Raw genomic sequence first — 26,837 nt, forward strand, 5'->3', positions numbered from 1 at the left:
AAAAGGGAACGATTCTCTAAGCATCGTTCCCCTCTACATACCTCTTATGAAAGAACCGCCCGGTCGCTAGCCATCTGAACGCCGCGAATTCGTTTAAATTCCTCTAATAATCCTTCAATCGTAAGTTGTTTTTTATTTTCCGCGTCAACTTCTAAGATAATTTGACCTTTATCCATCATAATTAACCGATTCCCGAGATCAATGGCCTGTTGCATATTATGGGTTACCATTACAGTGGTTAGCTGATATCTTTCAACTATCTCTCTTGTTAGATTGGTTATTAACTCGGCTCTCGATGGATCAAGCGCCGCCGTGTGCTCATCGAGTAGTAAAATCGAAGGATTCGTGAAGGTTGCCATTAACAGAGAAAGGGCTTGCCTTTCACCTCCAGATAGTAATCCTACCTTCGCACTTAAACGGTTTTCTAAGCCAAGATGCAATGACTCAAGTACTTCCCGAAAATCATCTCGTCTTTTCTTTGTTACGCCTCTACGGAACGATCTCGTTTTATTCCGAGAATAAGCCATGGCCAGATTTTCTTCGATTGTCATACTTGGTGCTGTTCCCGCCATTGGGTCCTGAAAGACACGGCCAATCATTTTTGAGCGCTTGTATTCCGACATCGTTGTTACATTTTTTCCATCAATATGGATTTCGCCAATATCAGGAACTAAAACACCAGAAATAATGTTCATTAATGTTGATTTACCTGCACCATTACTGCCGATTACCGTTACGAAATCACCGGGGTTTAAATTTAAATTAATTGTATCTATAGCAATTTTTTCATCAAGAGTACCCTCATTAAATATCTTATGAATCTGATTTAATTGCAGCATGGTTCTCACCCTTTCGCACGGCAGTTGCTTGGATCATTTTCAATGTTTCCATTCTTCTGCGGGCTTTTCGCTTCTTCTCTTTGAAGTAATCAATTATTTTTGGTGTTGTTAAAGCAATAATTACAATCGCTGCGGTTATAACCTTCATATCCCCTGGATCCATGAAATCGACTCTTAGAGCTAAAGTCACAACAATCCGATAGATAATGGCTCCTCCAACAACAGCTAAAGTAGCCCTCGCTATCGATTTTGTCCCAAATAATGCTTCACCAATGATAACAGATGCCAAACCAATGACGATCATTCCAATACCCATACCTACATCCGCAAAACCGCCCTGCTGTGCAATTAGTGCACCAGAAAAAGCAACTAAAGCATTGGATAGTCCCAGACCAAGGACGACAAGCAGATTCGTATTTGCTGATAGACTCCGTATCATCCTCTTATTATCCCCTGTTGCTCTAACGGCAAGGCCAATTTCAGTTTGTAAAAACAAATCAGTTAACCATTTAATCACAAAAGTTACGATGATCATAAAAAGGAGAATTCCCCATGTTTCAGGTAGGCTATCACCAAGACCTATCATAACTAAAAGGTTATTAAAAAATGAATCAATACCAGTGTTTTCAAAAAATGCACTTATTGACGTAAATGCTGTATCATCATTTAATAATGGAACAGTGGACTTCCCCATAATTCTTAGATTAATAGAATATAGGGCAATCATCATTAATATTCCTGATAATAAATTATTAATCTTTCCGAAGGTATGAAGTAATCCTGTCATACACCCAGCCAAAAAACCGGCAACTAGTGCCATGATTGTTGCCAAAAACGGATTGGCACCATTTGAAATCATTATTGCTGAAATTGCCGCCCCCGTTACAAAGCTTCCATCAACCGTTAAATCAGGAAAATCTAATATACGAAAGGAGAGATAGACGCCCAGTGCCATAATTGCGTAGATGATACCTGCTTCAAATGATCCAAATATGGCTGTAAACATAGAGATCATCCTTTCTTTTAGTCTTTTATTATACAAACACATGTTAATAAGTCATTTTAATGTATTCAAGGAGTCAACCAAAAGATTGACTCCAAGTATGTTTATTGTTTATTATTCACCTTCATAAAACTCGCCGAGCTCTTTCCATTCTTCTTTTACCTCTACTCCCTGTGCTTCTGCAGCCTTCTTATTTATCATAAGCGTTAAGCTTTTTGGTAATTCCACAGGCATTTCAGAGGCCTTCTTATTACCTTTTAAGATTTCAACTGCCATTAAACCTGATTGGTAGCCAATGTCAAAATATTCGAAGCCGCTGGCTGCAATAGCACCTTTTTTCATCGAATCAAGTTCACCAACGAAAAGCGGAATCTTTTTGCTGTTTGCTACGGAAATTACGGATTCTAGAGCCGATACAACCGTATTATCGGTTGGAATATAGATAGAATCTACTCTTCCTACTAATGATTCAGCAGCCTGCTTAACCTCCGCTGATGTAGAAACAGATACTTCCACTAGTTTCGCACCCTTGGCTTCTGCTAACTTTTTCACTTCTTCCACTTGGACAATAGAATTTTGTTCACCGGAGTTAAAGATAACGCCAATTTCCTTCGCTCCCACTTCATCAATCATGAAGTTAATCGTTTTTGCTGTTCCATCAGGATGATTATCAGTTGTACCTGTAATATTTTCTCCTGGTTTGTCCAAAGCCTCAACTAATTCCGCCACAACTGGATCAGTAACGGAAGTAAAGATAATTGGAATATTCTTTGTTGCATTTAAAGCGGCAGTAGCACTTGGGGTTGCATTAGCAAAAATCAAGTCAACTTTATCCCCAACAAAGTTCTTAGCAATGGTATGAATATTATTCATGTCTCCTTCTGCGTTTTGTTCATCATACTCAACCTTGATACCTTTATCCTTTAATGCCTGTTTAAATCCTTTTGTTGCGTTATCTAAAGAATCATGTGTTACAAACTGTGAGATCCCAATTTTGAATACCTTTCCTCCATCTTCCTCTTTCGACCCACTAGATTTTTCATTGCTGCCACAGCCTGCCAACATTAACATCCCAGCCAATGCTATCGAAAGCGCTTGAACTTTCTTTTTCATTGTGTTTTTCCCCCTTTTTCCTTTTTTAAATTTTCTAAAAATTTACTATATTATAAAAGTTATTCTAGTATTTTTTGATACTAAAAGTCAATAGAAATCACTTAAATTATTTTTTCGCTTTAAAGCGACAGATTTTTTACAGATAATTTTTGCCTATCCATATGAAGTTTTCTACCTGTAACCAAAGAAAAGAGCCTTCTAATAAATTAGAAGGCTCTGAAAAACGGTACTATGTATATTTAGTTTTACCAATCAGAAGTACCGTCAAGAATTTGGTCAATTTCAATTAGCTTCAAATGATAGTTATTTTCCTCAGATGTTAGATTTGCAGTCTTTTCTAGCAGTTTATCGATATCAATTAGTTTATTCATATCCAACCTCCTACGCATCTTTGTTACTAAATGATTCGGAATTCACAAAGCAAATATGGGGGTCGAAATATAATCTTATTACAATGAAAATAGTAAAAATCAATAAATTTCTCATTAGATATATTTATTTCACATATTTCATACCAAAACCACCGCGCACTTGCTGAAGAACATGGTAAGGTTGTCGATGTGACAGGGCTTCAATATGCTTGGCAATTAAGTGATGAAAACTTACAGAATTTCGAAAAGACCCAGACCATTGTGAAATGGCTGGGTCTTTTCAAATTTCTCGTATAATCATGTATTTGAACTGCTGTAAATTAGGATGGCTTCTTCATTCTTCGAAATCTTGTTTAACTGAAAATCAAGTCTTTTATGAACAAGATTTAGTTCATCACGGAATTGTGTATTTTTCATATATGCTTTCATTTGGTGGGAAAGCTCCATTATTTCCTCGCGTTGAAATTTAGCTACAGTCTCAACTATTTCCTTAATATCAGTTAAATCAATTTGATTCACGGTAACTCGATGTTCAATGCTATCCATCTTTTCTAACTGAGCTAGCCTCTTTTCACAATGTTGAAGCGCATCATTCATATTATTTATTTTGTCATGTAAACCATTAACACTATTTAATAACTCTTTAAGAACCTCTTCCATCGTTGTTCACTCCTATTTTTGATTTTCCACTATCTTATCACTACTAACCATGCAAAAATGTGATTTTTTTTATTGTTTTTCATTAATTTTATGAACTTTTTGTGGATATCATTTGGAAATGTCATCGTAAAAATGGTGCTAGTTTCGGTGAAAGGGCCTTCTTAGCAAAATTTTAAAAATTATGTGTTTTGTCCAAACCCTTGGACTTGCCCTAACATACATTGAAATAGTAAAGGAGGGAGGTGACCGTTAATGAGCGACCACGGTGGTAGAAACAACAACGGCTTTGCGTTAATTGTTGTCTTGTTCATTCTTTTAGTTATTGTAGGCACTGCATTTATGGGTGGAGGCTATTAATCACTTCAACTTGTGGCAATAACTCTTTGTTAAAGCGTCAGCAATGACGCTTTTTTTTGCTTTTTTCGACAAAAACCTGTATCTTTAGGAATATTATCGGTATGATAAAGTGAAACTTCATTGTGTGGTTTTTTTATCCCTCACCATTGAACTCATATTTATTTAGATGGAGGAAAAAATGCTTACTTTTAACGAAAAATTAGCTATTATAGAAGCTTTTCCAGAATTAGAAAGAAAGAATGTTTCTCTAGGTCGTGTCAATTTCCAAATTTCAGAAAGTATCTCGGACAAAAAGAATATCGTTTATCATTTACATCCTAATGGGAACGGTTTTGTTTATGCAGGGCATTTGGAAGGGCATAATGCAGATGATAAAGGCATGGTTAATATTCGTGATTTTTCTGAAGAAGAGCTAAAACAACTAATTAAGGATTCGATTCGCAGCTTAACACCAGTTGACCCTTCAGTTGCCGAAGCAGCAATCATCGGTGATCAAGTGGAGGAACGTTGGGTAGATAACGAAAATAACCAGCTAATTGTAATAAGTGAAAACGATGCCTGGAATATTTACTTTGGCTTAAATTTAGATGAAAGCTTCGATACATATGGCGAAGCCGAATCCTTTTTAAAAGAAGAAGGTTTCCGCAAGCTATAAATTCGCAAAAAAAGCTGTGCACAATTGTGCACAGCTTTTTTGCTTACTCATTGGCATTTGATAATTCCGCATCAACCAACTCATCCAAACGAATAATACTTTGTTTAGCTCGATCATAGTCTATTGTTCGGTAATGGTGCATCCCTCCTGCTTCCTCGTCTTTCTCATCTGCCCATTTAACAATTTGCTGTAGAGATGTCCGGACAATATCATTTGAAGGTAAAAATGAATCCGTATGAAAAAGTATGGCTAAAGCGATTGTTTTCGCTTTAATTGGATTTTCCCCTAGACGAATTAATAATTTGTGCGCCCTTTCCGCACCTTTAATTGGGTGAATATCATTTTGTTTATATAAATCATAATCCCATTTTCCATTTTTATACCAGGTATAATGACCCATATCATGTAAAAGACCAGCCTTAGCAGCAATATCAATATCCTGGTTATGTTCTTTCCCTAAATGAAATGCATGGTAGGCAACAGCGATTGCATGTGCAAGACCAGATCTGTTCAAATACTTTTGTGCAATGTGATGCTCAAATATATTTATTAGTTTCACGTCCCTCACTAGATGTCCCCCCTATTCCCCACACATGTATGATGAAATTTTTTTCATTAATTATATAATATACAGCAATTCAAAGCCACTATTTGGGCCCTTTACCCTAAAAAAGAAAGGAGAGAAGATTTTACTCTTCTCTCCCTCGCTAATCTTCGATCGTTTCCTCTGTTTCATCCGGAATTAAATTTTCGTCCGTTTCAATAATCTTTTTAGGAGCTAAATATTCATAGTCATTTGGATTAATCGGTGTATATCCTTGCGGTTGGTAAAAACGCAACAAGTCTTTATAGACGATTTCATCCGACATTTGAAGTTCAAGATTTACTTTATTGCCAATATCTTGACAAGCAGTAGTCTCTTCCATTAATTCACCAGTTTCAGATGAATAACATTTACCTTTTATTTGGACGACATCTGGTGAAACGAAATCACCATTTCTAAATAAAGCCCAATTCCGGTGGTCTTTAGATAATAAATCTGATCCTAGTTCCATGTAATCCTTCGTGTCAATACCTAAGAGGTGAAGGACGGTGGAACGAACGTCAACCTGCCCGCCGTATTGATGCTTAATGCCGCCTTTAACTCCTGGCACGTGGATAAACAATGGAACACGTTGGAGGTCTGTGTTAAGTACTGGTGTGATTTCCTCAACTCCAAGCACCTGAGCCATTGCCTCATTGTGGTTTTCAGAAATACCGTAGTGGTCTCCATACATCACAATTACTGTATTTTCATATAAACCTGAAGCCTTTAAATCATTAAAAAATTGTTCAATTGCTTCGTCCATGTAGTGTGCAGCTTGAAAATATTGATTTACTACCTTATCATCTGTTTCCCCCGCAGGGAATTCAGTGTCTTCTGGATCCATTTCAAAAGGGAAATGGTTTGAGAGTGTAAGAAACTTAGTATAAAAAGGCTGCTCCAAGCCTTTTAGCATTGGAATAGATTCTGTGAAGAATGGTTTATCCTTTAACCCATAGTTTTTTGTATTTTCATCTGTCATGTTGTAGTAGTCTGCATCAAAAAATTGATCATACCCTAACGCTTTATACATAACGTTTCGATTCCAGAACGTTTTATAGTTACCATGAAAAGATGCAGAATTATAGCCATAACCCTTTAATATTGCTGGCATTGCCTGATACGTATTTTGTGCTTTGTTCACAAAAACCGCACCCGTAGCCATTGGATATAAACCATTTTCCATTAAAAATTCAGCATCTGATGTTTTCCCTTGACGAGTTTGATGGTAGAAATTATCAAAATAGAATGCCTCATTATTATGGACAAGTGAGTTTAAAAATGGCGTTACTTCCTGTCCGTCTGGCATTTTATAGTCAATTGCAAAGCTTTGGAGCGATTCTAATGCAATATAGAGAACGTTCATCCCCTTAGCTTTACCAAAGTACTCAGGGTTCGGGGCTGCAAAGTTCGCTTTCCGGTAGTTCTCAACATCAGTAATATCACTACTGTTAGCGAGAGCACGTTGACCAGATGATTTAATATTTTGAATGGCATCATAAATCGTAAAATTATACGCCCCTAAATATTTCACTAAGTAGTTTCTGTCAAAGGACCGGCTCAACAACTGCGGACGATCTTTTTCTGCCAATCCAAGATTAAATAAAAATACAGTAATCGAAAACAGCAGAACAACCTTAAACGACTTTCTATTTTCGACAGTCATTTTCTTAAATACGGATAAAGAGAGTCCAATTAAAATAATAAAATCCGTAAAATAAAAGATATCAAATGGCGACATTAAGGATAAAGCGCTATCTCCAAGTTGACCTGCATTTGTTTTTGTTGACATCAATACCGGAACCGTGATGAAATCACTAAAGAATCGGTAATAAGCAATATTTGCGTAAAGCAGAAAAGACAAAAGGAAATTAGTAATGATAATAACCAATTTCATGTGTTTTTTAAAAAGCAATGCTAAGCCGAAGAAGAATAGTGCTGAACTTAATGGGTTAATGAATAGAAGAAATTTCTGCAGGTTATTATCTATCCCAAGTGTAAATTCAATTTTATAAGCCGCATAGGTTTTAAACCAAAATAAAACAACAGCTATTGTAAAGAAAACAATATGTTCATTATTTTTTATTTTCGGTAGGCTAATCTTTTTCATTTTAATTCTCCTCTCACTTACCAATGGTAATGGTAAACGAACCCCAATTACTATATCATATTTCTTTTAGAATTAAAAACTTAAGTATACCCTATTCACCTCAAATTATTTTGTCATTCTTTTGCTTAATAATTAGTAATCTAACAGGCTATTTAACTGCTTGGTCAATTTCTCAGGAACACGTCAAATAATACAGTCTTTTCCCAAGGTTGCCGTTATTTTGTAATTCCCTTATATATGACGATAGAAACCTAATTAAGTTTCATAATTATTTTTATTTTTTATTAGTTACACTTTAAATGGATATATAAGGTTAGATTCCTTTTACTAATTTTCCCACTCTTACTTACTCGCAATCATAAACCTGTTAATTGTGTGATGCAATATGATTTTAGTCTCATCTTTTTAAGTTGTTAATAAACTATTTAATCAGAATCATATTATAGTAGAAAGTTGTCGTAAATTGACTAAAACCCAGCTGTGAATTCAGCTGGGTTTTTAATAACTATAATGGTTGATAGGGCTGGATGGCATATGATGATAAGATTTGTACTGTCATATCATCCATTGGCGGATTGTGTATACCTGCTCTTACATCACGGTAGTACCTCTGTAAGGGACTTTTCAAGGAAAGGCTTCTCGCTCCAACAATTCTCATTGCCAAATCAACTGCCTCGATTGCAGCATTTGTAACCGTTAATTTAACTGCTCCTAATACAGGTCCCATCTTTTCCCTATCTTGCTCGTCAGAAACATCCCATTGTTTGGCAACCGCATGTAAAAAGTATTCTGCCTGCATGATCTTTAATTCCATTTCACCAATTTTCTGCTTAACATTTGGCAATTCGACAATCGGTCTATCAATACTGTTTGGAGAGTATGTTAAGGCAAATTCAATCGCATGTTTTTTTGCTGCTTTTGCAATCCCAAGATAGCAAGCAGGAATGTGGAGGAGCCATCCATTTGCTCTTTTGGCCTCACGCCCTAGCTGTTCCACATAGGATTCATTGTCAACCACCACATTTACAAGATGTAAATCATGACTGCCTGTTCCTTTCATAGCTATACTATCCCATGTTTCTTCTATTATTACACCTTCAAGGTTTCTAGGGATAAGAAAGTTCCCCACTTGAGTTGTTTCGCTAATGGTTGCACTAACAATAAAGAAATCGAGCATTGGTGACATTGTCGTAAATGTCTTTCTCCCATTAATAATCCAACAATCACCTTTTTTAATAGCTATGGTTTCCGGTTTTCCCCCACGAGTTGGACTCCCTGTAGTCGGCTCGGTCGCGGCAGCATTAACCAATGCACCCTTGCTCACCGCTTCGCACAATTTTTCGAATACAGACTCCTTCCATAATTCTTTTTCTGCAAGATTTTTGACTATTCCCATATGCCAGCCAATAGAAAGCGCTGTAGCCCCGTCTCCCTCTGCTATTTTCTCTTGGAGCTGTACCATTTCTAAAAGCGTAATTTCCTGACCTCCATATTTCTTTGGTACAGTTAACGCAGTATAACCCGTGTCTATTAAATCTTGAATGTTTTCAAATGGAAAACTTCCTTCAATGTCCACCTTATGTGCTCGTGTTGAGAAACGTTTAGAAAGTTCATCCATCAATAAAAGTCTTTCTTCTAATGTCGCTTTACTTTGAAAATCCATTTAGCACTCTCCTATCTTCGTCTCTACCACTCTATCAATCTTGAGGCTATCCTATCATAATTTTACCTTTTGGATACTTAAATACATCTGGGTTCTTACGGACCGTTATCGCATAAGCAATGGTCAATGGACCTACCCTTCCTGCAAACATGGTCAAAATAATTATTGTTTTACCAATTGGAGTTAATTCCGGTGTTAATCCCATCGAAAGTCCAACCGTTGCAAAAGCTGATGTTGCCTCGAATAAGATCGCTAAAAAATCCTTCCCTTGCTCCGTAATAGTTAACAGCATCGTTGTTAGCACAACAAGAAATAACCCGCTAAATGTCACAGTAATTGCTTTGTAAATTGTTTCGTACCCCACTCGCTGGTGAAAAAATACAACATCCTGTTTACCTCGAATTTGTGACCAAACTGCCCCAATCAATGTGGTAAAGGTTGTAGTTTTTATCCCGCCCCCAGTAGAACCCGGTGATGCCCCGATAAACATTAAAAACACGATTAAGAACAAGGAGGTTTGGTTCATCTCTGAAATAATAAGTGAATTTGCTCCAGCTGTCCTAGAAGAAACAGATTGAAAAAAAGAGCTAAGTATTTTACCTGTTAAGGATAATGGCTTTAATGTATTATCATTTGAAAGTTCAAATAAAAAGATTCCAATCGTGCCGATCATTAACAGAATCGCACTTGTCATCAGGACCACTTTCGTATGCATAGATAATCTTTTCTTTTGGCGATAGGCAAATAGTTCATTCATTACAATGAAACCTAATCCGCCTAGTATGATTAATGAAGAAATCGTAAGGGATACTGTTGGGTCTGCCACGTAATTTGTTAAGCTTTTATATTCGCCCATTAAATCAAATCCAGCATTATTAAAATTGGAGATTGAGTGGAAAATTCCATAATAAATTGCTTTTACAAGTGGCATATCAAGTGAGAATCTAATTGAGAGTATCAAAGCCCCCATCGTTTCGATGACAACAGTAAAGACTAAAATTTGTTTCACTAATTTAACGATTCCTTCTAACGATAGAATATTTAATGATTCCTGCAAGAGAATACGTTCCTTAAGTGTTATCCGTTTCCCAAGGATTAAGGCAAATAAAGTAGCAAAGGTCATAAAACCTAGACCGCCCACCTGAATCATGGATAGGATAACCAGTTGTCCAAAGATTGTAAAAGTGGTGCCAGTATCAACAACAACTAGACCCGTTACACAGGTTGCAGAAGTAGCAGTAAAAAGGGCATTCACTATAGGTAAACCTTGATTATCTGCAGTAGCAATAGGCAGTGTTAATAATACTGTTCCAATTAATATAATTAAACTAAATCCTAGTACAAGGATTCTTGGTGGATCAAGATAATATTTTTTTCGCTTCATTAGACTCTCACCTGGCCTATTTGGGATTCTAAAAATAATTATCTTCCTTTGGTAATTCATTGTCTACAAGTTTAAATTATAAAATTATTAAAATTTGCCCTATTCTAACTCCTGTATCATTACTCATTGTTATTTGTCATAAATTGTACTATAATACACAAGGGAAAATGGCTCCATACATAGGCTTTTACAACTAAAAAACTGTTATCTTATAGCTATTTTGGGGAAATATTACAACAAAAGGATGTTTAAGGGGGATAAAGATGAATCAAGGTGCAAGACAATTATATATTCAAACCGCTAGCCTTATTGTAGGATTTATGGTTTGGGTGCTTATTTCTTCACTTATGCCTTTTATTAAAGAAGATATTGAGCTATCATCTACGCAAATTGCCTGGGCTACAGCTATACCAGTAATCCTTGGTTCTCTGCTCCGAGTTCCGATTGGATATTGGACCAATCGTTATGGGGCAAGATTATTATTTGTAATTAGTTTTATCGTTCTACTTGTGCCAATTGCAATTCTTAGTTTTGCTAACACATTATTCATGTTGGTTTTGGGTGGATTTATGCTCGGTATTGGTGGGGCAGTGTTTTCAATTGGGGTAACTTCTCTACCAAAATACTACCCAAAAGAAAAACATGGATTTATTAATGGTATTTACGGAGTAGGAAATATGGGAACAGCAATCACTTCTTTTGCTACCCCTGTCCTTGCGAATTCGTTTGGCTGGAGAACAACGATACAAATATTCCTAATTGTTGTTTTAATATTTGCGATTATTAACTTTCTGTTTGGAGACCGTCAAGAACAAAAGGTTAACAAACCATTAAATGAGCAAATCAAAGCTGTTTATAAAAATCCTAAACTTTGGTTTTTAAGTTTGTTTTACTTCATTACCTTTGGTTGTTTCGTAGCATTTACTATTTATTTGCCATCTTTTTTAGTAAACCATTTTGATTTAGATAAAGTAGATGCAGGTTTACGTACGGCAGGATTCATTGCTATAGCTACAATCTTTCGACCAATAGGAGGCTGGCTTGGGGATAAAATCAATCCATTTTTAATTTTAGCGGTTGTTTTTACTGGCTTAACATTCTCCGGTTTTCTATTGTCCTTTACACCTTCCCTGCCGATTTACTCTTTTGGATGTCTATTAGTTGCCTTTTGTGCGGGGATTGGTAATGGTGCTATTTTTAAATTAGTCCCATTCTACTTTTCAAAACAGGCGGGGATCGTTAACGGGATTGTTTCAGCAATGGGTGGTCTTGGCGGCTTTTTCCCACCGATTATCCTAACCATTCTCTTTAACTGGACTGGTCACTACGCGATAGGCTTTATGTCCTTATCTGAGTTTTCGCTTGCAAGTTTGATTTTAGTGATTTGGCTCTATTATCAGGAAAAGCTAGAAATTTCCGCAAAAATCGTCGCTCACGCTACAGATGGAATCACTGTTACAGATGCGTTTGGAGTTATCCAAAGTGTTAATCCTGAATTCACAAAAATTACTGGCTATACTTCTGAAGAAGTAATTGGAAAAACACCAAGTGTTCTCCAATCTGGTGAGCACGATAATGAATTTTACAAAAAAATGTGGGAAAGTCTAAAGACTAAAGGAATATGGAAAGGCTATATTTGGAATAAACGAAAAAACAATGAAATTTATAAAGAATGGCTTACCATTACAGCAATTAAAGATGATACTGGGGAAACAAAAAATTATGTCGGTATGTTTAATGAAGTTGATGATGATAGCAAAAAATCATAAGCCCTGGACTTTCTTCGGAAAGTCCTATTTTTTTGGAACAGGAATGAAATATTACAACTTTTTGACTTTTTTCCCATGTTCACATTTCCTTCACCTTTTTTGTGACATCCGTCACAAAAGTGATGTTATCATGTGGTTTATAGTGAAAACACAAAGATAAACCACTAGAGTAATAGAAATTATGTGGGTTTAGGGAGAGATGATCATGGCACGAATTAATTATTGGAATCCTGAAGATGAAAAGTTCTGGAATGCTGAAGGAAAAAAACATGCAAAACGAAATCTTTGGATTTCTGTACCATCATTAATGCTCGCATTCATCGTCTGGCAAATATGGTCAGTCGTTGCTGTCAGATTAAATGATATTGGCTTTAATTTTACAAATGAGCAATTGTTTACATTGGCTGCTATACCTGGCTTAGTTGGAGCTACACTGAGGTTTGTTTATACCTTTGCGGTTGGTTCAATTGGCGGTAAGAATTGGACAGCGATATCTACTGGGGTACTTGCCATTCCTGCGATTGGCATAGGATTTGCTGTCCAAAATCCAGATACTCCATTCTCCATCATGCTATTACTGGCAGCACTATGTGGTCTTGGCGGAGGGAACTTTTCGTCCTCTTCTGCAAATATTAGCTTTTTCTTCCCTAAAAAAGAAAAAGGGACAGCACTTGGAATTAATGGCGGTTTAGGAAATATGGGTGTATCTGTTGTACAATTTGTTACACCATTAATTGTAACAACTGGGGCATTCGCATTTGCTGGTAAAGGGCAAGTTTTGGCAAACGGTGAACAAGTTTACTTACAAAATGCTGCATTTATCTGGGTAATTCCAATTATCATCATGACTGTACTTGCATTCTTTAAAATGGATAATGTTCCAGGCGCAAAACAATCCGTTGCAGACCAATTTGTTATCGTAAAACGAAAACACACGTGGATTATGACCATTTTATATATTGCCACTTTCGGTTCATTTATTGGGTACTCAGCGGCATTCCCACTTTTGTTAAAATCACAATTTCCTGAATATATTTCACTTGCCTTCCTAGGTGCACTTCTAGCAGCAGCTGCAAGACCTGTTGGTGGTTGGCTTGGTGATAAATTTGGTGGTGCAAAGGTAACAGCGTATGTATTTGTTTTTATGGCCATTGGTGCTCTTGGGGTAATCTATTTCTTAAACGGCAAACAATTTGCAGGTTTCTTACTTTCATTCCTTGTCCTTTTCCTTGCATCAGGAATTGGATCTGGTTCTACTTTCCAAATGATACCGAATCTATTTATTCCAAAAGAAGCCGCACCTGTGATTGGTTTTTCGGCAGCATTTGCAGCCTATGGATCATTTTTCATCCCAAAACTTTTTGGGTGGTCTGTTGATACAACGGGTACACCTGTTACAGCATTCTATTTCTTTATCGGATTTTATGTTGTTGCATTTGCTCTTAACTGGTTCTATTATCAAAGAAAATCTACAGTAGCTGCAACAACAGTAAAACAGGCTGGGTAATAACCCAACCTGTTTTTTTCTATTATAGATAGTAGTTTAGTCGATAATTGTAACCTTTACTTGTTTTTTGCCCCAGTCTTTTGCTTCTTTTTCAGAAGGAATAAATACATCGATTTCATTTCCGTCTATTGCACCACCAATATCTTCAGCCGTTGCATAACCATACCCTTCGACATAGACTTCACTACCAAGTGGAATTACCTTAGGGTCAACGGCAATCACTTTCTCCTCTGGATTGTCTTTAATATTAACCCCTGTCTTGGTAATTCCTGAACAGCCTTCACACGAAGCGGTATAGGCTGTCGCCTTAACAGTAATGACTGGATTGCTTTCATTGTTAGGATCATTTGTTTTTACTTGATTCTCTTTATCTGAAGCAATATTTGGAGTTGCTGTTTTTCCCTTTTTTATTTTATTATCAACAACAGGATCTTCACTTTCTGATCGCTTATTATCATTTACTTCGTTAATATTAGATTCCTTTGACTGTTCAACTAGAGTAGTATTGTGATTTTCTTCAGTAATTTCAGCCGCCAGTACGCTAGCGCCTAAAGTCCCTGAGAGCGCTGCAACTACAATGAATGTTTTTAGTTTTTTAATCATTTTATTACCTCCCATGTTCTTTCGAAGCTACCTGAGATAATTTTAACATGGATTCTTTGAATACAAAGAACAGGGAGATGTTAATTGGTTTACGTCTTCATTAATTATATTACGATAACATTTCTTGTTGTCAGACAATTCCTCTTTGTATATGAAAAAGAGGCGAGGATTATCCTCGCCTTTTTCCATCACTGCTTTTTCAAATACGAGCAATCGCCACCGCACACGCCTTATATTCTGCTGTACCGGAAATCGGGTCATATTCATTTAGTGTTAAAACATTCGTCGGTGTTTCACTCCAGTGAAAACTCATAAAGACAAGACCTGGAACCACCTGTTCTGTAACCTTAGCTTTAACCGTTAATTCTCCCCTACGAGAACGAACCTGAACGACTTCACCATCCACAATTCCTAAATTCAGAGCATCCTCAGGGTGGATATCGACAGTTTCTTCTGTTTGTTTTATTTTCACTCCAGGTGCATAATGTCGGGTCTGGCTATGGGTATTATAGGACTCATAGCGTCTGCCTGTTGTAAGTGTATAAGGATATTCATCATCTGGGAGTTCTAATGGCGGTGTGAAATCCACTGGAACAAATGGTGACTTTTGTACGACAGATTCCTGATTATGAAATCTTTCGTGCATAATAAATGTCCCTGGATGGTTCTCATCTGGACATGGATAATGAATGCTGTATTCCTTATCAAGCCTTTCATAAGACATCCCGCCGTACAACTCCCATGCAAGCGCCCTAACCTCTTCCCATATTTCTTCACTATTAGCATAACTAAGCGGATAGCCCATTAAGGTGGATAGCTCACAAAGAATTTCCCAATCTTCTTTGACATTAGGGTGGGATTCCACAGCCTTACGGACTCTTTGAACTCGGCGGTCTGTATTTGTATAGGTTCCATCTACCTCACCCCATGAACGAGCTGGAAGAACCACATCGGCCATTTTGGCTGTTTCCGTTAAGAAAATATCTTGTACGATTAACAAATCAAGCTTTTCTAAAAGTTTTTTTGTATGGTTCATATGAACATCTGCCATTAATGGATTTTCACCAATGACATATAATGCCTTCAATTCACCTGTTTCCAGTCTATCAAAGGTTCTTGTTTGCGTATCACCCGGTTGAGGGTTAAGGACGACATCCCACTCTTTTTCAAAACGTGCACGGTATTCGTCATTCGCTAGACTCAACGCTCCTGGCAATTGGTTTGGCAAACAGCCCATATCTCCCGCACCCTGAACATTGTTTTGCCCTCTTAATGGCATGATTCCTGTACCTTGTTTTCCAATATTCCCTGTTAATAATGCAATATTGGCGATATCAAAGACATTGTTTACTCCACAGTGGTGTTCAGTAATCCCTAATGTATAAGCAATCATAGAAGCACTTGAACCAGCATATTCCCTTGCGGTTTCTACAATATCTTCTGCCTTTAAACCGGTAATTGCTGCTGCGTATTCAGGTGTATAAAGCTCTACCTGCTTTCTAAGTAAGTCAAAATCAATCGTAAATTGCTGAATAAAATCAGGATTGTATAAGCCTTCTTTAATAATTACCCGGATAAATGCATTAATGAGTGCGATATCCGTTCCGACATTTATTTGTAAGTGCCGATGCGCAAATTTAACCATATCAATTTTTCTAGGATCAATTACAATTACCTTCAGACCTGATTTGACTGCTTTCTTGATCCGATTTGCAATAATTGGATGAGCTTCTGTTGTATTCGAGCCCATAAGTAGTAAGACTTCCGCTTTGTCAAAATCTTCAAGTGTATTTGTAGGGAAACCGCTTCCAAACACTGTCGCCAGACCGGCAACGCTAGGTGCGTGTCAAGTTCGGTTACATCCGTCAATATTATTACTGCCAATCACTGTTCTCATAAACTTTTGGGTGATAAAATTTGATTCGTTTGTTGTTCTTGCACAAGCAAACATTGTAATGGCCTTAGGACCCCACTGATCTTTAATGGCAGTTAAATTATTTGCAATATATTTATAGGCCTCTTCCCATGTTGTTTCGACCAACTTCCCTGCTTTTCTAATAAGCGGTGATGTAAGTCTATTTTTAGCATGTACGTATTCATAGGCGAATGCACCCTTAACACAGGTTTGCCCTTTATTAACAGGTGCCTCTTTGTCGCCGCGAATTTTAATAATCCTATTATCTTTCACTTCTAGCACTAATCCACAGCCAGTACCGCAATAGCCGCAAATAGTTTTTACCAAGTTTGCTTCTCCCATTATCTAACCTCCCTATATAAACATTATTACCTATATAAACATATTAATCTATTCAACTGGAAAGTAGCTTCTTTTTTCAAAAAAAATTTGTCTATTTTTTGAAAAATATTGAATTTTTCATTTCCTACCCTCAAAAAAAAAAAAAAACGAGATATTGTCTCGTTTCTTCATGCTGGCTTGGCTGGTAGTAATATATTGAAGGTTGTTCCTTTATTTGGTTCACTTTCCACAAACACTTTTCCATTATGACTTTCAATGATTTTAAAGCTAACCATCAAACCTAAACCATTACCATTTTTCTTGGTTGTGTAGAATGGTTCACCAAGCTTTTTGAGCTTTTCTTTGGAAATGCCAACACCCGTGTCCTGTATTGATATTTGCACATTGTTATCATGAATCATGGTTTTAACATGCAATTCTCCGCCATTAGGCATTGCTTCCATACCATTCTTAATAAAATTTAAGAACACTTGTTTTAATCGATTCTCATCGCATTCAATTTGAATGATTTCATGGTTACAATCGAAAGACAATCGGACCTTTTTCTTTCTTGCCTCAAATTCAAGAAGTGATACAACATCCTTAATAACTGGAACTACATTTTTCTCTTCTAATTCCACTGCCTTTGGTTTTGCAAGTACCATAAAGTCCTCCACAATCATGTTAACACGTTCAATCTCATCAAGAATGATATTCATGAACTCCAAACGTTCCGGATCTTTCTCATCAAGAGTGAGGAACTCTGCGTACCCCTTCATAGAAGTAAGCGGATTACGGATTTCATGAGCCACTCCTGCAGCTAATTGACCTACTGCTGCTAGTTTATCTTGACGATGGAGCACCTCTTCTGTCTTTTTCCTTTCCGTAATATCATTGCGGATAGCTACATATTGGTAAGGTTTACCTTGTTCATTTAGAAAGGGAACAATGGTTGTATCAACCCAATAAAAAGTGCCATCTTTCGCTTTGTTTCTAATTTCACCTTTCCAAACATTTCCTTCACCGATGGTTTTCCATAAACTTTTAAAATATTCTTTTCCATGGAAACTGGAATTTAAGATATTATGGTCTTTACCGATGATCTCTTCACGGCTGTATTTTGAAATCTCACAGAATTTATCATTGACGCTAGTAATCTTCCCTTTTGCATCCGTAAACGCAACAATCGTTGATTGGTCAAGGGCAAAACGAATATCGATATTATCTTTGATTGTTTCTCTTAAATGCTCTTCAGCCTGTTTTCGTTTCGTAATATCCGAGCGGATAGCAATATATTGGATTGGTTTTCCCTTTTTATTCAAAAACGGAACAATGGTTGTATCAACCCAATAGAACGTGCCATCTTTGGCTTTGTTACGAATCTCACCTCTCCACACCTTACCGGACTGGATGGTTTGCCATAAGTCTTTAAAAAATTCTTTTGAATGGAACCCTGAATTTAAAATTCGGTGATTCTTACCAATAATTTCTTCTTTAGTATACTTAGAGATTTCTTCAAATTTATCATTAACAAATACAATGGTTCCAGTTGGATCTGTAATAGCTACAATTGTAGAGGTATCGAGAGCGGCTTTAATATCTTTTAGATTAGTGTCTGATTCAGCCAATTGTTTACTTATAAGCGTACTAGAAGCAATTAACCCCGCAACAATTAATACCGTAATTAATAATACTAATGAAATAATAAATGTACCTTCACTAACCTGCCCTTGTATTCCATTCGGATTTGGAATTAATATAGAGGCTCTTTTAAGCAGAAAATGGCCTTCAGCAATTGCACTTGTCATAATAATCGCACTTATAGGTTTCAACCAAGTTTGGTTGCTCTTTGTAAAACCTTTAGAGGAAAATAGAATCCATAATGAAAAATAAAAGGATCCTAAGATTATTACTCCCGAAAAAACAAAAAGAGGAACATTTAATTGATAACTTAAATTCATTGCATATAGGCTTATTATATAATTGGAAAAAACCGCTGTTGTTAAAAATAAACTCCCAAAAAGAAAGTGAATCATTCGTCTTTCGTTTCCTAATAACAGAATAAAAGCCATTCCTGCAAATGCAATACCGATAAAAACCGACAAGATGGTAAAAGGAATCTGATAGGTTGCAAACCGACTGATATCTGCTGCTATTAAGCCGATAAAATTCATTACCCAGATTGCAATACCCATTGATACAGAACCGCCTAGGTACATTAGTCTTTTTTTACTTTTAGAAGATTGAATTAATGTAAACATATCTAAGCCTGTGTATGAGGCCATGATCGTTAATCCAATAGCAATTATGATTAAAAAAGGATGAAACGCTCCTGATACTGCATCCATTAACAGCATCCCCCCAATTTCCCAATCTATTTCTACTATGATTGTAATGTAAAATAGCGAGATAAGGAAGTAAATTTTGGAATTACCTACTGTTAAACATTATTTTATCCAGCTTTTATTCTTTGTTGTTACATAAACACTTTTAGATTGGAGTAGAATATTACATAGGATGAATGTCTCATTTTTCAAAAAGAGGAGAATTTTTTTAAAAAAGGGCTACACAAATTACTTTTTTTTGATTATACTGTACTACAACAGGTGATAAATTAATAAACTGTATTAAACAAGGAGGGGTTTTACAATGATGAATCCAGTTGAATTTTTTCGTACTTTACCAAAAAAAGAATGTCCAGAGTGTGGGCAACACATGGATGAACAGGCTGAAAGTTATTTGATGGAATGTGATCGTTGCTTAGCTAAAAGAGCTGAATAAACACACAAAGTAATAAAGGTAGAATTAATATTTTTTTGAATAGGTTGTTCTACAACAGACATTCATTTAATCCACTGTATTAAATAAGGAGGAATATTATATGTTAATGAGTCCAGTTGAATTCTTTCGTACGTTACCTAAAAAGGAATGTCCAGAGTGTGGGCAACACATGGATGAACAGGCTGAAAGCTATTTAATGGAATGTGATCGTTGCTTATCAAATAGAGCTGAATAAACACCTAAACTCTCCCATTGCAGGAGAGTTTTATTTTTACATATGAATAGTGCTGGAATAAACCTTTCTGCTTAGGCAAAAGCTTAGAACAGGAGGTGTTTGTGATGAAAAAAAATGAGGATAACCCAACTATACCTAATTATCCACAAACAAACGGAATTATTGGTGGGATTCTCCCTAATTCCCTTAGAGTAGCTGGCGATTCTGTTGATAAATTAAGGGCTATCGAGGAAACAAATACTGCAATCTCAGGCAATGAAATAGGTCAGCAGAATGAAAATCTTTAAATAGAAAAGACTGTCGTTAAAATGCAGACAGTCTTTTAAAACATCTTTATATTTTTGGAAGCTCTCTTATTTCCTGAATCATTGAATTACCACACATAGGACAAAGTAAGTCGTCAGTAACAAAATCCTTTCTCATCCAGCCGATACAGGAATCATCCATACAAGAATATATTTCGGTGTCTAACATGATTGTTTCAATTTCTTCATCTCTATTTCTTTTACCATAAAAAATGGGAACCGCCTCCTTTTTTATTAGTATGTACAAAAATCGCACTTTTCATTGCACGAACGAATCAATCTTTACTCTAAACAAATAAAGGAAGGATCCAAATGATGAATAAATCTGTAAATAATCGAACGATAGCAGGGACTAATATTGAAGAGGTGAAACGTTTAAACAGCCAGTCAGGATTAAGTTACAATCAGGTAAAGCAATTGCTTGCCGAAAAATATTTGGATAAAAAAGAAGAATAAATTGGAAACGAGGGTGTTCAATGAAAGAAATAGTCTTAAGTATTGTTGCGGGTATGGCAGTAGGAATCCTTTTTAGATTTTTAAAATTACCAATTCCAGCTCCTCCAGTCCTTTCTGCCGTTTTAGGTGTCTTCGGGGTATATTTTGGCGGTGTCGTTGCTGATTGGATTATGACAAATTTCACTAAATGACAACAAGCCTTCCAATTGGAAGGCTTGTTGTGTAATTAATACAACGTCAATTTATTTTCCTTAATGTAATACCAAATAGGGAATAACATAAGGTATAACAATAGAAGTCAGGATACCAGCAATTCCCATAGCTGCACCTGCAACTGCACCTTGAACTTCCCCTTCCCTAACTGCCTCAGCTGTTCCGATTCCATGTGCAATCGTACCAATTGACAATCCTCTAGCAAAGGGCTGGTCAACTTTTACTAAATTTAAGATTTGGGGACCAAATAAAGCGCCGGTCATTCCCGTAACAATAACGAAGCCAGCAATAAGAGATTGATTTCCTTCTATTATCCGCCCTATCTCAGTAGCAACCGGTACGGTTACCGATTTAACGCTAAATGAAAGTAATATTTCTCTAGGAAAACCAAACCAAATTGCCATAAGAATGGCTGATGTTATGGTCAAAAAGGTACCTGAAATAAGGCCTACTAATGCTGCACTGAAGTATTTAGTTAATGACTTCCCGTTTTTGTAAATTGGAATCGCCAACGCCACGGTTGCTGGCCCTAGCAAGTAAGTCATAATATTTTTTGCAGGCGTGTAGTCCTGATAAGATACATTTGTCATTAGCAAAATAGCAATAATAGCAACCGTACTTAAGAATACGGGATTGGTTAAGGGTGAAGAAAATCTTTTACTAATATTAAGGATAAGATTGTATATCGTGATCGTTATTACAATACTAAATAGCGTGATCATGTGAAGTCACTCTCACCTTTTCTTTTCTACTCATAACTGATTGAGTAATTCTTCCAGCGGAAATCATGCCAATTATCGCACTTGAAATAATAATAAACAAAAGTGATAATCCATTTTTACTAATAACCTGACCTAAGGTCATTAACCCCACTGAAATAGGAATGAAAAAGAAACCTAAATGCTTCAAGAGCCAACCAGCGGCAAGTTCTATCTGTTCTAACTTGATAACTTTCAACCATAGTAACACTAGGAGCAATAACATTCCTATGACATTACCTGGAATTTTTAACTGAAAGAATTGCGTAATATAATTTCCTATATGATAGATCAAAACCAATAGGAGCATTTGTGCGCAAGATCTCCACGCCTTTTCCATCTATCTCACCTCCCTAATCATTTTACTAGTATAAAGGAAAATGACTATATAAGCAGGTATTTTGTTCACAAAATATCCATATCTTTTTACTAAAAACTTCTTTATCTTTAAACTAGGAGGGATACAAATGAAAAAAATCTATATTATTTGCAGTCTTGCGGTGTTCCTAGGGATTGCAGGAGGAATCTCTTTCTTTCTAATTCGAGATGCAAGTGCACAAATACCAGAAGAAATCACTTTAGTTACCCAGAATGGTGATACATACAATTTTGGTGAAGATAAGACAAAATTGAAGTTAGTCGAATTTATTTACACCCACTGTCCTGATATTTGTCCAACCACAACTCAAAAGATGAATTCACTAAAAACTGATTTAGAAAAAAGCGGGGTTTTTGGAAAAGATGTTGAATTTCTTACCATTACCATTGACCCGTACCGCGACACTCCTGAACTATTACAAAGATATATAAAGGGATTTGAAATTGAAACCAGCGAGCATTGGATTTACCTGACAGGTGACCCAGAAAATATTAAAGCAGATCAGCAAAAAATACAAGAAGTAGCGGACTCCTTGCAATTTCAATACAAAGACCCAGGGAACGGCCAATTTGTTCACACTTCCTTTACTTATTTAGTCGACGAAAATAATAAATTTGTTGAGAAATTCCCTATGGGAGAGGACTTCGACAAAAAAGAAGTATACGATGAGATTATGAAGGAAATTAAATAGTCAAATAAAAAAAGCGGTTAGTCCCTTGGATTAATCGCTTTAATTTTACCTATTTAATTCACTGATGAAGGATATTTCTTTATTTGCTGTAACGATAAAAGGTAATTGGACTTTGGTTTAGTTAAACTCGCTTTTATTCCAGCCTGCTTTAACTTGTTAACGAGTTCACTAAGTTGTTTCTTCGCCATACTTTTCACCCTCTTTTATTACTTCTTAACCCAATTCTACAACAAAAATATGAATAAAGTGTGAAAATTATAAAAAAAACCCAGAAAATTTTTCTTCAATATTTTTACTTTCTCCTTCATTTTTTTATATGCTGGTTATCGCAAATTCGCTCTTCCACTGAATTAGTGTTATAATGTATAGATATTTTGCTTTTGGAGGATATCATATATGATTACTGTTAGTAACGTTAGTTTAAGATATGGGGATCGGAAATTATTTGAAGATGTAAACATTAAATTTACACCTGGTAATTGCTATGGTCTAATTGGTGCGAATGGAGCTGGAAAATCAACTTTTTTAAAGATTTTATCTGGAGAAATTGAATCTCAGACAGGTACAGTACATCTTGGTCCAAATGAGCGGATGGCTGTGCTCAAACAAAACCATTTTGAATACGAAGAACATGAAGTATTAAAGACTGTCATTATGGGACATGCGCGCCTTTATGAAGTGATGCAGGAAAAGGACGCCATTTATATGAAGGAAAATTTCACTGATGAGGATGGCATGAAAGCTGCCGAGCTTGAGGGTGAATTTGCTGAGCTAAATGGCTGGGAAGCAGAGCCTGAAGCAGCCATTCTCTTAAAGGGACTTGGAATTGGTGAAGACCTCCATGACAAAAAAATGGCTGAACTTACCGGTTCTGAAAAAGTAAAGGTCCTTCTTGCGCAAGCATTATTTGGCAGACCTGAAGTATTACTTCTTGATGAGCCGACTAACCACTTAGATATTCAAGCCATTCAATGGCTTGAAGAATTCTTAATTAACTTTGAAAATACCGTCATTGTTGTATCCCATGACCGTCATTTCCTTAATAAAGTATGTACCCATATCGCTGATTTAGATTTTGGAAAAATTCAAGTATATGTGGGTAACTATGATTTTTGGTATGAATCAAGTCAATTAGCTACCAGACTGACTTCAGATGCTAATAAAAAGAAGGAAGAAAAGATTAAAGAACTTCAAGCCTTTATTGCTCGATTTAGTGCAAATGCTTCAAAATCGAAACAAGCAACCTCTCGTAAAAAACTTTTGGATAAGATTACGCTAGATGATATCAGACCATCATCACGTCGATATCCATTTGTTGGTTTTACACCCGACCGTGAAATTGGCAATGATCTCTTGATGGTTGAAGGTTTAACTAAAACAATTGATGGGGTTAAGGTCCTTAATAATGTAAGCTTTTTTATGAACAAAACAGATAAAATTGCTCTTGTTGGTACAAATGAAATAGCAAAGACGACTCTTTTTAAAATATTAACGGGTGAAATGGAAGCTGATAGCGGCACCTTCAAATGGGGTATTACTACTTCTCAAGCTTATTTCCCTAAGGATAACTCCGAGTATTTTGAAAGCAGTGACTTAAACCTAATTGATTGGCTTCGCCAGTACTCTCCAAAGGATGAAAGTGAAAGCTTTTTACGTGGATTTTTAGGTAGAATGCTGTTTTCTGGAGAAGATGTACTAAAGAAGGCAAGTGTCCTTTCTGGTGGAGAAAAGGTTCGCTGTATGCTTTCAAAAATGATGTTAAATGGCGCAAATGTATTGTTACTTGACGAACCAACAAACCATCTTGATTTAGAATCGATTACAGCATTAAATAATGGATTAACTGCCTTTAAAGGTTCCATGCTGTTTTCATCACATGACCATCAGTTTATTCAAACGATTGCCAATCGGATTTTCGAAATAACTCCAAATGGATTAGTTGATAAACAAATGACATATGATGAATACCTAGAAAATGCTGAAATACAAAAACAAGTAGCAGAAATGTATAAATAAGAATGATGAAGCGGGCTCTCCTCGAGAACCCGCTTATTTTTGTTTAGTGACGTTTTTGTTTTCGACGGGATGATGATTCTTCCCTGCTGCCTGTTTCTGTGGTCGTTGTCCCTTGCCCTTCTACTTGCGGAGAATTAAGACCAATCGTCGATGGATCTTTTTTTCGCTTACCCATTGCTAACACCTCCACTAATAGTTTTCGGCAGATGATTGAGACTTATACCGAATAATTAAGATGAATTATGGCAAGATAATTTCAGGAGGAGGTGTTTTTATGGCGAAAATTGGAGTAGAACAATCTCTTACAAATATTCAAATGGCATTACGCGAAAAAGGTTATGATGTAGTTGAATTAAAGCAAGAATCCGATGCTCAAAATTGTGATTGTTGTGTGGTTACTGGTTTAGATTCGAATATTATGGGGATGCAGGATATCTCAACAAAAGGATCTGTCATTGAAGCAAGTGGCATGAGTGCTGATGAAGTTTGCGAACAGGTTGCTAGCAGACTTCAATGAATTATTATTCCCTCCCATAGGGATGAAAGCATAACTTGTTACAATTTGAAGCCAATTCTTTGAAAAATCCTCTTAAACTGCCAAAAGGCAGTTTTTTTTATACTATCCGTCTTTTATGATAATTCTCGTTTCGTTATAATAATGTTATACACATTACGAGTAGATTTTGAGAGGAAGTTATAAATGAAGAAGTTTTTTTATACCGGATTTGCATTAGCTATAATAATCTTATCTGCTTGTACGAATAAAGGAGAAACACAACAGAGAGAAATTGAATTAACCATTTCTGCAGCTGCAAGCTTAAATGCTGCACTTTCAGAAATTAAAACCAATTTCGAACAAGAGAATAAACATATATCCCTTTTCTACAATATAGGCGGTTCTGGTACCTTACATCAGCAAATCCTCCAAGGTGCTCCTGTGGATATTTTTCTCTCAGCATCCAATGTTCAATTTAAAGAATTAACTAAAAAAGGATTCATCGATAAACACGATCAAGTTGATTTATTAAGTAACCAACTCGTTCTAATTACAAACAAGGATAATCCTGCTGTATTTAAGCAATTTTCCGATTTGCAGGAAGGTGTCATTAAGAAAATTGCTATTGGTACACCAGAAACTGTCCCAGCAGGGATGTATGCAAAACAAACTTTACAAAATCTTGGTCTATGGGAAATTCTCCTTCCAAAAATAATCCAAACAAAGGATGTTAGCCAAGTTCTCGCCTATGTTGAGACTGGGAATGTGGAAGCAGGCATTGTCTATATGACAGATGCAAAAATATCTGATAAAGTTAAAGTTGTCTCTGTTGCTGAGCAAGATGCACATGATACGATTATCTATCCTGCGGGTATTATAAAAAGCTCAAAGAATAAGGAAGAAGCTGCTCTGTTTCTCAGCTATTTACAAAGTACATCAGCAAAAACCATTTTTGAAAAATATGGATTTAATGTATTGGATTGATGAGCATGTTACAGAATGAATTTTGGGCACCTATTAAATTTTCTTTAGAAGTTGCTTCCATTTCAGTTGTGATTGTTAGTTTTTTGGGGATTTTGATTGGGAGATTGTTATATAATAAGCAGTTTAAAGGGAAAACGGTACTTGAAACCATCCTCCTGCTCCCCATCGTCTTACCGCCCACCGTTATTGGATTTTTATTGATTTATTTTTTCGGAAGAAATAGCCTTGTTGGTATTTTAATAGAAGATCTTTTCCAGCATTCCATCATGTTTACGCCAGGCGCTGCCATCATCGCTTCAACAATTGTAGCCTTTCCACTGATGTATCAATCAGTAAAATTGGGCTTTCAAGCCGTTGATAAGGATATTGAGGCTGCTGCTAGAGTGGATGGTGCCAATGAACGGAAGGTTTTTTTACTAGTATCCTTACCATTATCACTACCGGCCATTGTATCAGGCGTTGTTTTAAGCTTTGCTCGAGCACTAGGTGAATTTGGTGCAACCTTTATGTTCGCAGGGAATATCCCAGGAAGAACACAAACGGCTTCTACTGCCATATACATTGCGATGGAATCAGGAAATATGAGTCTAGCTTGGTCATTAGTAGGCTCAATGATTATCATTTCCTTCCTTTTGTTATTACTTACTACTATTACGCAAAAATAAAAGCC

Annotated in this window: 30 protein-coding genes and 1 pseudogene; 14 read left to right on the plus strand and 17 right to left on the minus strand. The window is 36.3% G+C overall.

All coding sequences use genetic code 11. The annotated features are described in order from the left end of the window. Positions 1 to 44 precede the first annotated feature (44 nt). From NSS81_RS01975 to NSS81_RS01995, 5 genes are all read right to left on the minus strand, one after another. A complete protein-coding gene (locus NSS81_RS01975; RefSeq protein WP_342431883.1) occupies positions 45 to 839 on the minus strand; it encodes an ABC transporter ATP-binding protein in 795 nt (264 codons plus the stop codon). Beyond that, on the minus strand, positions 814 to 1,845 hold the full coding sequence (locus NSS81_RS01980) for an ABC transporter permease (protein WP_342431884.1): 1,032 nt from the start codon (positions 1,843 to 1,845) through the stop codon (positions 814 to 816). The genes NSS81_RS01975 and NSS81_RS01980 overlap by 26 nt, the downstream gene beginning before the upstream one ends. 111 nt (positions 1,846 to 1,956) lie before the next feature. Further along, positions 1,957 to 2,955: an ABC transporter substrate-binding protein gene (locus tag NSS81_RS01985; RefSeq protein ID WP_342431885.1), complete on the minus strand. Its 999-nt coding sequence runs from the start codon at positions 2,953 to 2,955 to the stop codon at positions 1,957 to 1,959. Between the two features lie 245 nt (positions 2,956 to 3,200). Then, on the minus strand, positions 3,201 to 3,326 hold the full coding sequence (locus NSS81_RS01990) for a hypothetical protein (protein ID WP_342431886.1): 126 nt from the start codon (positions 3,324 to 3,326) through the stop codon (positions 3,201 to 3,203). Positions 3,327 to 3,623: 297 nt separating this feature from the next. Then, positions 3,624 to 3,986, minus strand: a complete 363-nt coding sequence (locus tag NSS81_RS01995) for a hypothetical protein (protein ID WP_342431887.1) — start codon at positions 3,984 to 3,986, stop codon at positions 3,624 to 3,626. 252 nt (positions 3,987 to 4,238) lie between these two features. Between NSS81_RS01995 and NSS81_RS02000 the strand changes: the two genes are divergently transcribed. Continuing rightward, positions 4,239 to 4,343: a YjcZ family sporulation protein gene (locus NSS81_RS02000; protein WP_342431888.1), complete on the plus strand. Its 105-nt coding sequence runs from the start codon at positions 4,239 to 4,241 to the stop codon at positions 4,341 to 4,343. 178 nt (positions 4,344 to 4,521) lie between these two features. Next, entirely contained in the window at positions 4,522 to 4,998 is a 477-nt protein-coding gene (locus NSS81_RS02005; RefSeq protein WP_342431889.1) for a hypothetical protein, read from the plus strand. Positions 4,999 to 5,041: 43 nt separating this feature from the next. Here NSS81_RS02005 and NSS81_RS02010 read toward each other — a convergent pair whose 3' ends face one another. The 4 genes from NSS81_RS02010 to NSS81_RS02025 all read right to left on the minus strand — a co-directional run bounded on the left by NSS81_RS02010 (position 5,042) and on the right by NSS81_RS02025 (position 10,738). After that, a complete protein-coding gene (locus tag NSS81_RS02010) occupies positions 5,042 to 5,566 on the minus strand; it encodes an HD domain-containing protein (protein WP_342431890.1) in 525 nt (174 codons plus the stop codon). Between the two features lie 139 nt (positions 5,567 to 5,705). Then, entirely contained in the window at positions 5,706 to 7,691 is a 1,986-nt protein-coding gene (locus NSS81_RS02015) for an LTA synthase family protein (RefSeq protein WP_342431891.1), read from the minus strand. A 505-nt stretch (positions 7,692 to 8,196) separates the two neighbouring features. Continuing rightward, complete coding sequence (locus tag NSS81_RS02020) at positions 8,197 to 9,354, minus strand: acyl-CoA dehydrogenase family protein (RefSeq protein WP_342431892.1); 1,158 nt, start codon at positions 9,352 to 9,354, stop codon at positions 8,197 to 8,199. Positions 9,355 to 9,400: 46 nt separating this feature from the next. Then, the gene (locus NSS81_RS02025) at positions 9,401 to 10,738 is read right to left on the minus strand and encodes a TrkH family potassium uptake protein (protein ID WP_342431893.1); all 1,338 of its coding nucleotides are present in this window, start codon (positions 10,736 to 10,738) and stop codon (positions 9,401 to 9,403) included. A gap of 263 nt (positions 10,739 to 11,001) precedes the next feature. On the opposite strand from NSS81_RS02025, the gene NSS81_RS02030 reads away from it, so the two are divergent. Both NSS81_RS02030 and NSS81_RS02035 read left to right on the plus strand, forming a co-directional pair. Next, positions 11,002 to 12,507, plus strand: coding sequence for an MFS transporter (locus tag NSS81_RS02030; protein ID WP_342431894.1), 1,506 nt, complete (start codon positions 11,002 to 11,004; stop codon positions 12,505 to 12,507). Positions 12,508 to 12,712: 205 nt separating this feature from the next. Next, complete coding sequence (locus NSS81_RS02035; RefSeq protein WP_342431895.1) at positions 12,713 to 14,014, plus strand: MFS transporter; 1,302 nt, start codon at positions 12,713 to 12,715, stop codon at positions 14,012 to 14,014. 36 nt (positions 14,015 to 14,050) lie between these two features. On the opposite strand, the pseudogene NSS81_RS02040 reads toward NSS81_RS02035, so the two are convergent. The 3 genes and pseudogenes from NSS81_RS02040 to NSS81_RS02050 form a co-directional block, all read right to left on the minus strand. Continuing rightward, a pseudogene (locus NSS81_RS02040) lies at positions 14,051 to 14,335 on the minus strand (3D domain-containing protein); the annotation flags it as partial. A gap of 481 nt (positions 14,336 to 14,816) precedes the next feature. Next, positions 14,817 to 16,874: a formate dehydrogenase subunit alpha gene (fdhF, locus tag NSS81_RS02045; RefSeq protein ID WP_342431896.1), complete on the minus strand. Its 2,058-nt coding sequence runs from the start codon at positions 16,872 to 16,874 to the stop codon at positions 14,817 to 14,819. 167 nt (positions 16,875 to 17,041) lie between these two features. Continuing rightward, positions 17,042 to 19,201: a PAS domain S-box protein gene (locus NSS81_RS02050; RefSeq protein WP_342431897.1), complete on the minus strand. Its 2,160-nt coding sequence runs from the start codon at positions 19,199 to 19,201 to the stop codon at positions 17,042 to 17,044. A gap of 301 nt (positions 19,202 to 19,502) precedes the next feature. Here NSS81_RS02050 and yhfH (NSS81_RS02055) point away from each other — a divergent pair, with 301 nt between their 5' ends. The 3 genes from yhfH (NSS81_RS02055) to NSS81_RS02065 all read left to right on the plus strand — a co-directional run bounded on the left by yhfH (NSS81_RS02055) (position 19,503) and on the right by NSS81_RS02065 (position 20,156). Then, positions 19,503 to 19,634: a protein YhfH gene (gene yhfH, locus NSS81_RS02055; protein ID WP_342431898.1), complete on the plus strand. Its 132-nt coding sequence runs from the start codon at positions 19,503 to 19,505 to the stop codon at positions 19,632 to 19,634. A 100-nt stretch (positions 19,635 to 19,734) separates the two neighbouring features. Beyond that, positions 19,735 to 19,869 carry a protein YhfH gene (gene yhfH, locus NSS81_RS02060; RefSeq protein WP_342431899.1) on the plus strand — a complete coding sequence of 45 codons (135 nt, stop codon included), beginning with the start codon at positions 19,735 to 19,737 and terminating at the stop codon, positions 19,867 to 19,869. 104 nt (positions 19,870 to 19,973) lie between these two features. Next, positions 19,974 to 20,156: a hypothetical protein gene (locus NSS81_RS02065; RefSeq protein WP_342431900.1), complete on the plus strand. Its 183-nt coding sequence runs from the start codon at positions 19,974 to 19,976 to the stop codon at positions 20,154 to 20,156. A gap of 46 nt (positions 20,157 to 20,202) precedes the next feature. Here NSS81_RS02065 and NSS81_RS02070 read toward each other — a convergent pair whose 3' ends face one another. Further along, a complete protein-coding gene (locus tag NSS81_RS02070) occupies positions 20,203 to 20,421 on the minus strand; it encodes a cold-inducible protein YdjO-related protein (RefSeq protein WP_342431901.1) in 219 nt (72 codons plus the stop codon). A 65-nt stretch (positions 20,422 to 20,486) separates the two neighbouring features. On the opposite strand from NSS81_RS02070, the gene NSS81_RS02075 reads away from it, so the two are divergent. Together NSS81_RS02075 and NSS81_RS02080 are read left to right on the plus strand one after the other, a co-directional pair. Continuing rightward, positions 20,487 to 20,630 carry a hypothetical protein gene (locus tag NSS81_RS02075; protein WP_342434160.1) on the plus strand — a complete coding sequence of 48 codons (144 nt, stop codon included), beginning with the start codon at positions 20,487 to 20,489 and terminating at the stop codon, positions 20,628 to 20,630. A gap of 20 nt (positions 20,631 to 20,650) precedes the next feature. Further along, positions 20,651 to 20,821 carry a DUF1427 family protein gene (locus NSS81_RS02080; RefSeq protein WP_342431902.1) on the plus strand — a complete coding sequence of 57 codons (171 nt, stop codon included), beginning with the start codon at positions 20,651 to 20,653 and terminating at the stop codon, positions 20,819 to 20,821. A 60-nt stretch (positions 20,822 to 20,881) separates the two neighbouring features. On the opposite strand, the gene NSS81_RS02085 is transcribed toward NSS81_RS02080, so the two are convergent. Together NSS81_RS02085 and NSS81_RS02090 are read right to left on the minus strand one after the other, a co-directional pair. Continuing rightward, entirely contained in the window at positions 20,882 to 21,565 is a 684-nt protein-coding gene (locus tag NSS81_RS02085; RefSeq protein ID WP_342431903.1) for an LrgB family protein, read from the minus strand. Further along, positions 21,549 to 21,941, minus strand: a complete 393-nt coding sequence (locus NSS81_RS02090; RefSeq protein ID WP_342431904.1) for a CidA/LrgA family protein — start codon at positions 21,939 to 21,941, stop codon at positions 21,549 to 21,551. Before NSS81_RS02090 ends, NSS81_RS02085 begins: the two co-directional genes overlap by 17 nt. A 127-nt stretch (positions 21,942 to 22,068) precedes the next feature. Here NSS81_RS02090 and NSS81_RS02095 point away from each other — a divergent pair, with 127 nt between their 5' ends. Next, a complete protein-coding gene (locus NSS81_RS02095; protein ID WP_342431905.1) occupies positions 22,069 to 22,671 on the plus strand; it encodes an SCO family protein in 603 nt (200 codons plus the stop codon). 53 nt (positions 22,672 to 22,724) lie between these two features. On the opposite strand, the gene NSS81_RS02100 is transcribed toward NSS81_RS02095, so the two are convergent. After that, the gene (locus tag NSS81_RS02100; protein ID WP_342431906.1) at positions 22,725 to 22,859 is read right to left on the minus strand and encodes a hypothetical protein; all 135 of its coding nucleotides are present in this window, start codon (positions 22,857 to 22,859) and stop codon (positions 22,725 to 22,727) included. 208 nt (positions 22,860 to 23,067) lie between these two features. Here NSS81_RS02100 and NSS81_RS02105 point away from each other — a divergent pair, with 208 nt between their 5' ends. Next, complete coding sequence (locus tag NSS81_RS02105) at positions 23,068 to 24,687, plus strand: ATP-binding cassette domain-containing protein (protein WP_342431907.1); 1,620 nt, start codon at positions 23,068 to 23,070, stop codon at positions 24,685 to 24,687. 43 nt (positions 24,688 to 24,730) lie between these two features. On the opposite strand, the gene NSS81_RS02110 is transcribed toward NSS81_RS02105, so the two are convergent. Beyond that, on the minus strand, positions 24,731 to 24,862 hold the full coding sequence (locus tag NSS81_RS02110; protein ID WP_342431908.1) for a YuzL family protein: 132 nt from the start codon (positions 24,860 to 24,862) through the stop codon (positions 24,731 to 24,733). 99 nt (positions 24,863 to 24,961) lie between these two features. On the opposite strand from NSS81_RS02110, the gene NSS81_RS02115 reads away from it, so the two are divergent. From NSS81_RS02115 to modB, 3 genes are all read left to right on the plus strand, one after another. Further along, positions 24,962 to 25,204: a YkuS family protein gene (locus NSS81_RS02115; RefSeq protein WP_342431909.1), complete on the plus strand. Its 243-nt coding sequence runs from the start codon at positions 24,962 to 24,964 to the stop codon at positions 25,202 to 25,204. 183 nt (positions 25,205 to 25,387) lie between these two features. Further along, the gene (modA, locus tag NSS81_RS02120; protein WP_342431910.1) at positions 25,388 to 26,167 is read left to right on the plus strand and encodes a molybdate ABC transporter substrate-binding protein; all 780 of its coding nucleotides are present in this window, start codon (positions 25,388 to 25,390) and stop codon (positions 26,165 to 26,167) included. 5 nt (positions 26,168 to 26,172) lie between these two features. Next, the gene (gene modB / locus NSS81_RS02125) at positions 26,173 to 26,832 is read left to right on the plus strand and encodes a molybdate ABC transporter permease subunit (RefSeq protein ID WP_342433905.1); all 660 of its coding nucleotides are present in this window, start codon (positions 26,173 to 26,175) and stop codon (positions 26,830 to 26,832) included. Positions 26,833 to 26,837: the final 5 nt, after the last annotated feature.

This window comes from Neobacillus sp. FSL H8-0543, from assembly GCF_038592905.1.
Classification (GTDB): Bacteria; Bacillota; Bacilli; order Bacillales; family Cytobacillaceae; genus Neobacillus.

Coding starts and splice junctions, on each gene's coding strand:
- NSS81_RS01975 (WP_342431883.1), bottom strand. CDS start 839: ATGCTGCAATTAAATCAGATTCATAAGATATTTAATGAGGGTACTCTT.
- NSS81_RS01980 (WP_342431884.1), bottom strand. CDS start 1,845: ATGTTTACAGCCATATTTGGATCATTTGAAGCAGGTATCATCTACGCA.
- NSS81_RS01985 (WP_342431885.1), bottom strand. CDS start 2,955: ATGAAAAAGAAAGTTCAAGCGCTTTCGATAGCATTGGCTGGGATGTTA.
- NSS81_RS01990 (WP_342431886.1), bottom strand. CDS start 3,326: ATGAATAAACTAATTGATATCGATAAACTGCTAGAAAAGACTGCAAAT.
- NSS81_RS01995 (WP_342431887.1), bottom strand. CDS start 3,986: ATGGAAGAGGTTCTTAAAGAGTTATTAAATAGTGTTAATGGTTTACAT.
- NSS81_RS02000 (WP_342431888.1), top strand. CDS start 4,239: ATGAGCGACCACGGTGGTAGAAACAACAACGGCTTTGCGTTAATTGTT.
- NSS81_RS02005 (WP_342431889.1), top strand. CDS start 4,522: ATGCTTACTTTTAACGAAAAATTAGCTATTATAGAAGCTTTTCCAGAA.
- NSS81_RS02015 (WP_342431891.1), bottom strand. CDS start 7,691: ATGAAAAAGATTAGCCTACCGAAAATAAAAAATAATGAACATATTGTT.
- NSS81_RS02020 (WP_342431892.1), bottom strand. CDS start 9,354: ATGGATTTTCAAAGTAAAGCGACATTAGAAGAAAGACTTTTATTGATG.
- NSS81_RS02025 (WP_342431893.1), bottom strand. CDS start 10,738: ATGAAGCGAAAAAAATATTATCTTGATCCACCAAGAATCCTTGTACTA.
- NSS81_RS02030 (WP_342431894.1), top strand. CDS start 11,002: ATGAATCAAGGTGCAAGACAATTATATATTCAAACCGCTAGCCTTATT.
- NSS81_RS02035 (WP_342431895.1), top strand. CDS start 12,713: ATGGCACGAATTAATTATTGGAATCCTGAAGATGAAAAGTTCTGGAAT.
- NSS81_RS02050 (WP_342431897.1), bottom strand. CDS start 19,201: ATGGATGCAGTATCAGGAGCGTTTCATCCTTTTTTAATCATAATTGCT.
- yhfH (WP_342431898.1), top strand. CDS start 19,503: ATGATGAATCCAGTTGAATTTTTTCGTACTTTACCAAAAAAAGAATGT.
- yhfH (WP_342431899.1), top strand. CDS start 19,735: ATGTTAATGAGTCCAGTTGAATTCTTTCGTACGTTACCTAAAAAGGAA.
- NSS81_RS02065 (WP_342431900.1), top strand. CDS start 19,974: ATGAAAAAAAATGAGGATAACCCAACTATACCTAATTATCCACAAACA.
- NSS81_RS02075 (WP_342434160.1), top strand. CDS start 20,487: ATGATGAATAAATCTGTAAATAATCGAACGATAGCAGGGACTAATATT.
- NSS81_RS02080 (WP_342431902.1), top strand. CDS start 20,651: ATGAAAGAAATAGTCTTAAGTATTGTTGCGGGTATGGCAGTAGGAATC.
- NSS81_RS02085 (WP_342431903.1), bottom strand. CDS start 21,565: ATGATCACGCTATTTAGTATTGTAATAACGATCACGATATACAATCTT.
- NSS81_RS02090 (WP_342431904.1), bottom strand. CDS start 21,941: ATGGAAAAGGCGTGGAGATCTTGCGCACAAATGCTCCTATTGGTTTTG.
- NSS81_RS02095 (WP_342431905.1), top strand. CDS start 22,069: ATGAAAAAAATCTATATTATTTGCAGTCTTGCGGTGTTCCTAGGGATT.
- NSS81_RS02100 (WP_342431906.1), bottom strand. CDS start 22,859: ATGGCGAAGAAACAACTTAGTGAACTCGTTAACAAGTTAAAGCAGGCT.
- NSS81_RS02105 (WP_342431907.1), top strand. CDS start 23,068: ATGATTACTGTTAGTAACGTTAGTTTAAGATATGGGGATCGGAAATTA.
- NSS81_RS02110 (WP_342431908.1), bottom strand. CDS start 24,862: ATGGGTAAGCGAAAAAAAGATCCATCGACGATTGGTCTTAATTCTCCG.
- NSS81_RS02115 (WP_342431909.1), top strand. CDS start 24,962: ATGGCGAAAATTGGAGTAGAACAATCTCTTACAAATATTCAAATGGCA.
- modA (WP_342431910.1), top strand. CDS start 25,388: ATGAAGAAGTTTTTTTATACCGGATTTGCATTAGCTATAATAATCTTA.
- modB (WP_342433905.1), top strand. CDS start 26,173: ATGTTACAGAATGAATTTTGGGCACCTATTAAATTTTCTTTAGAAGTT.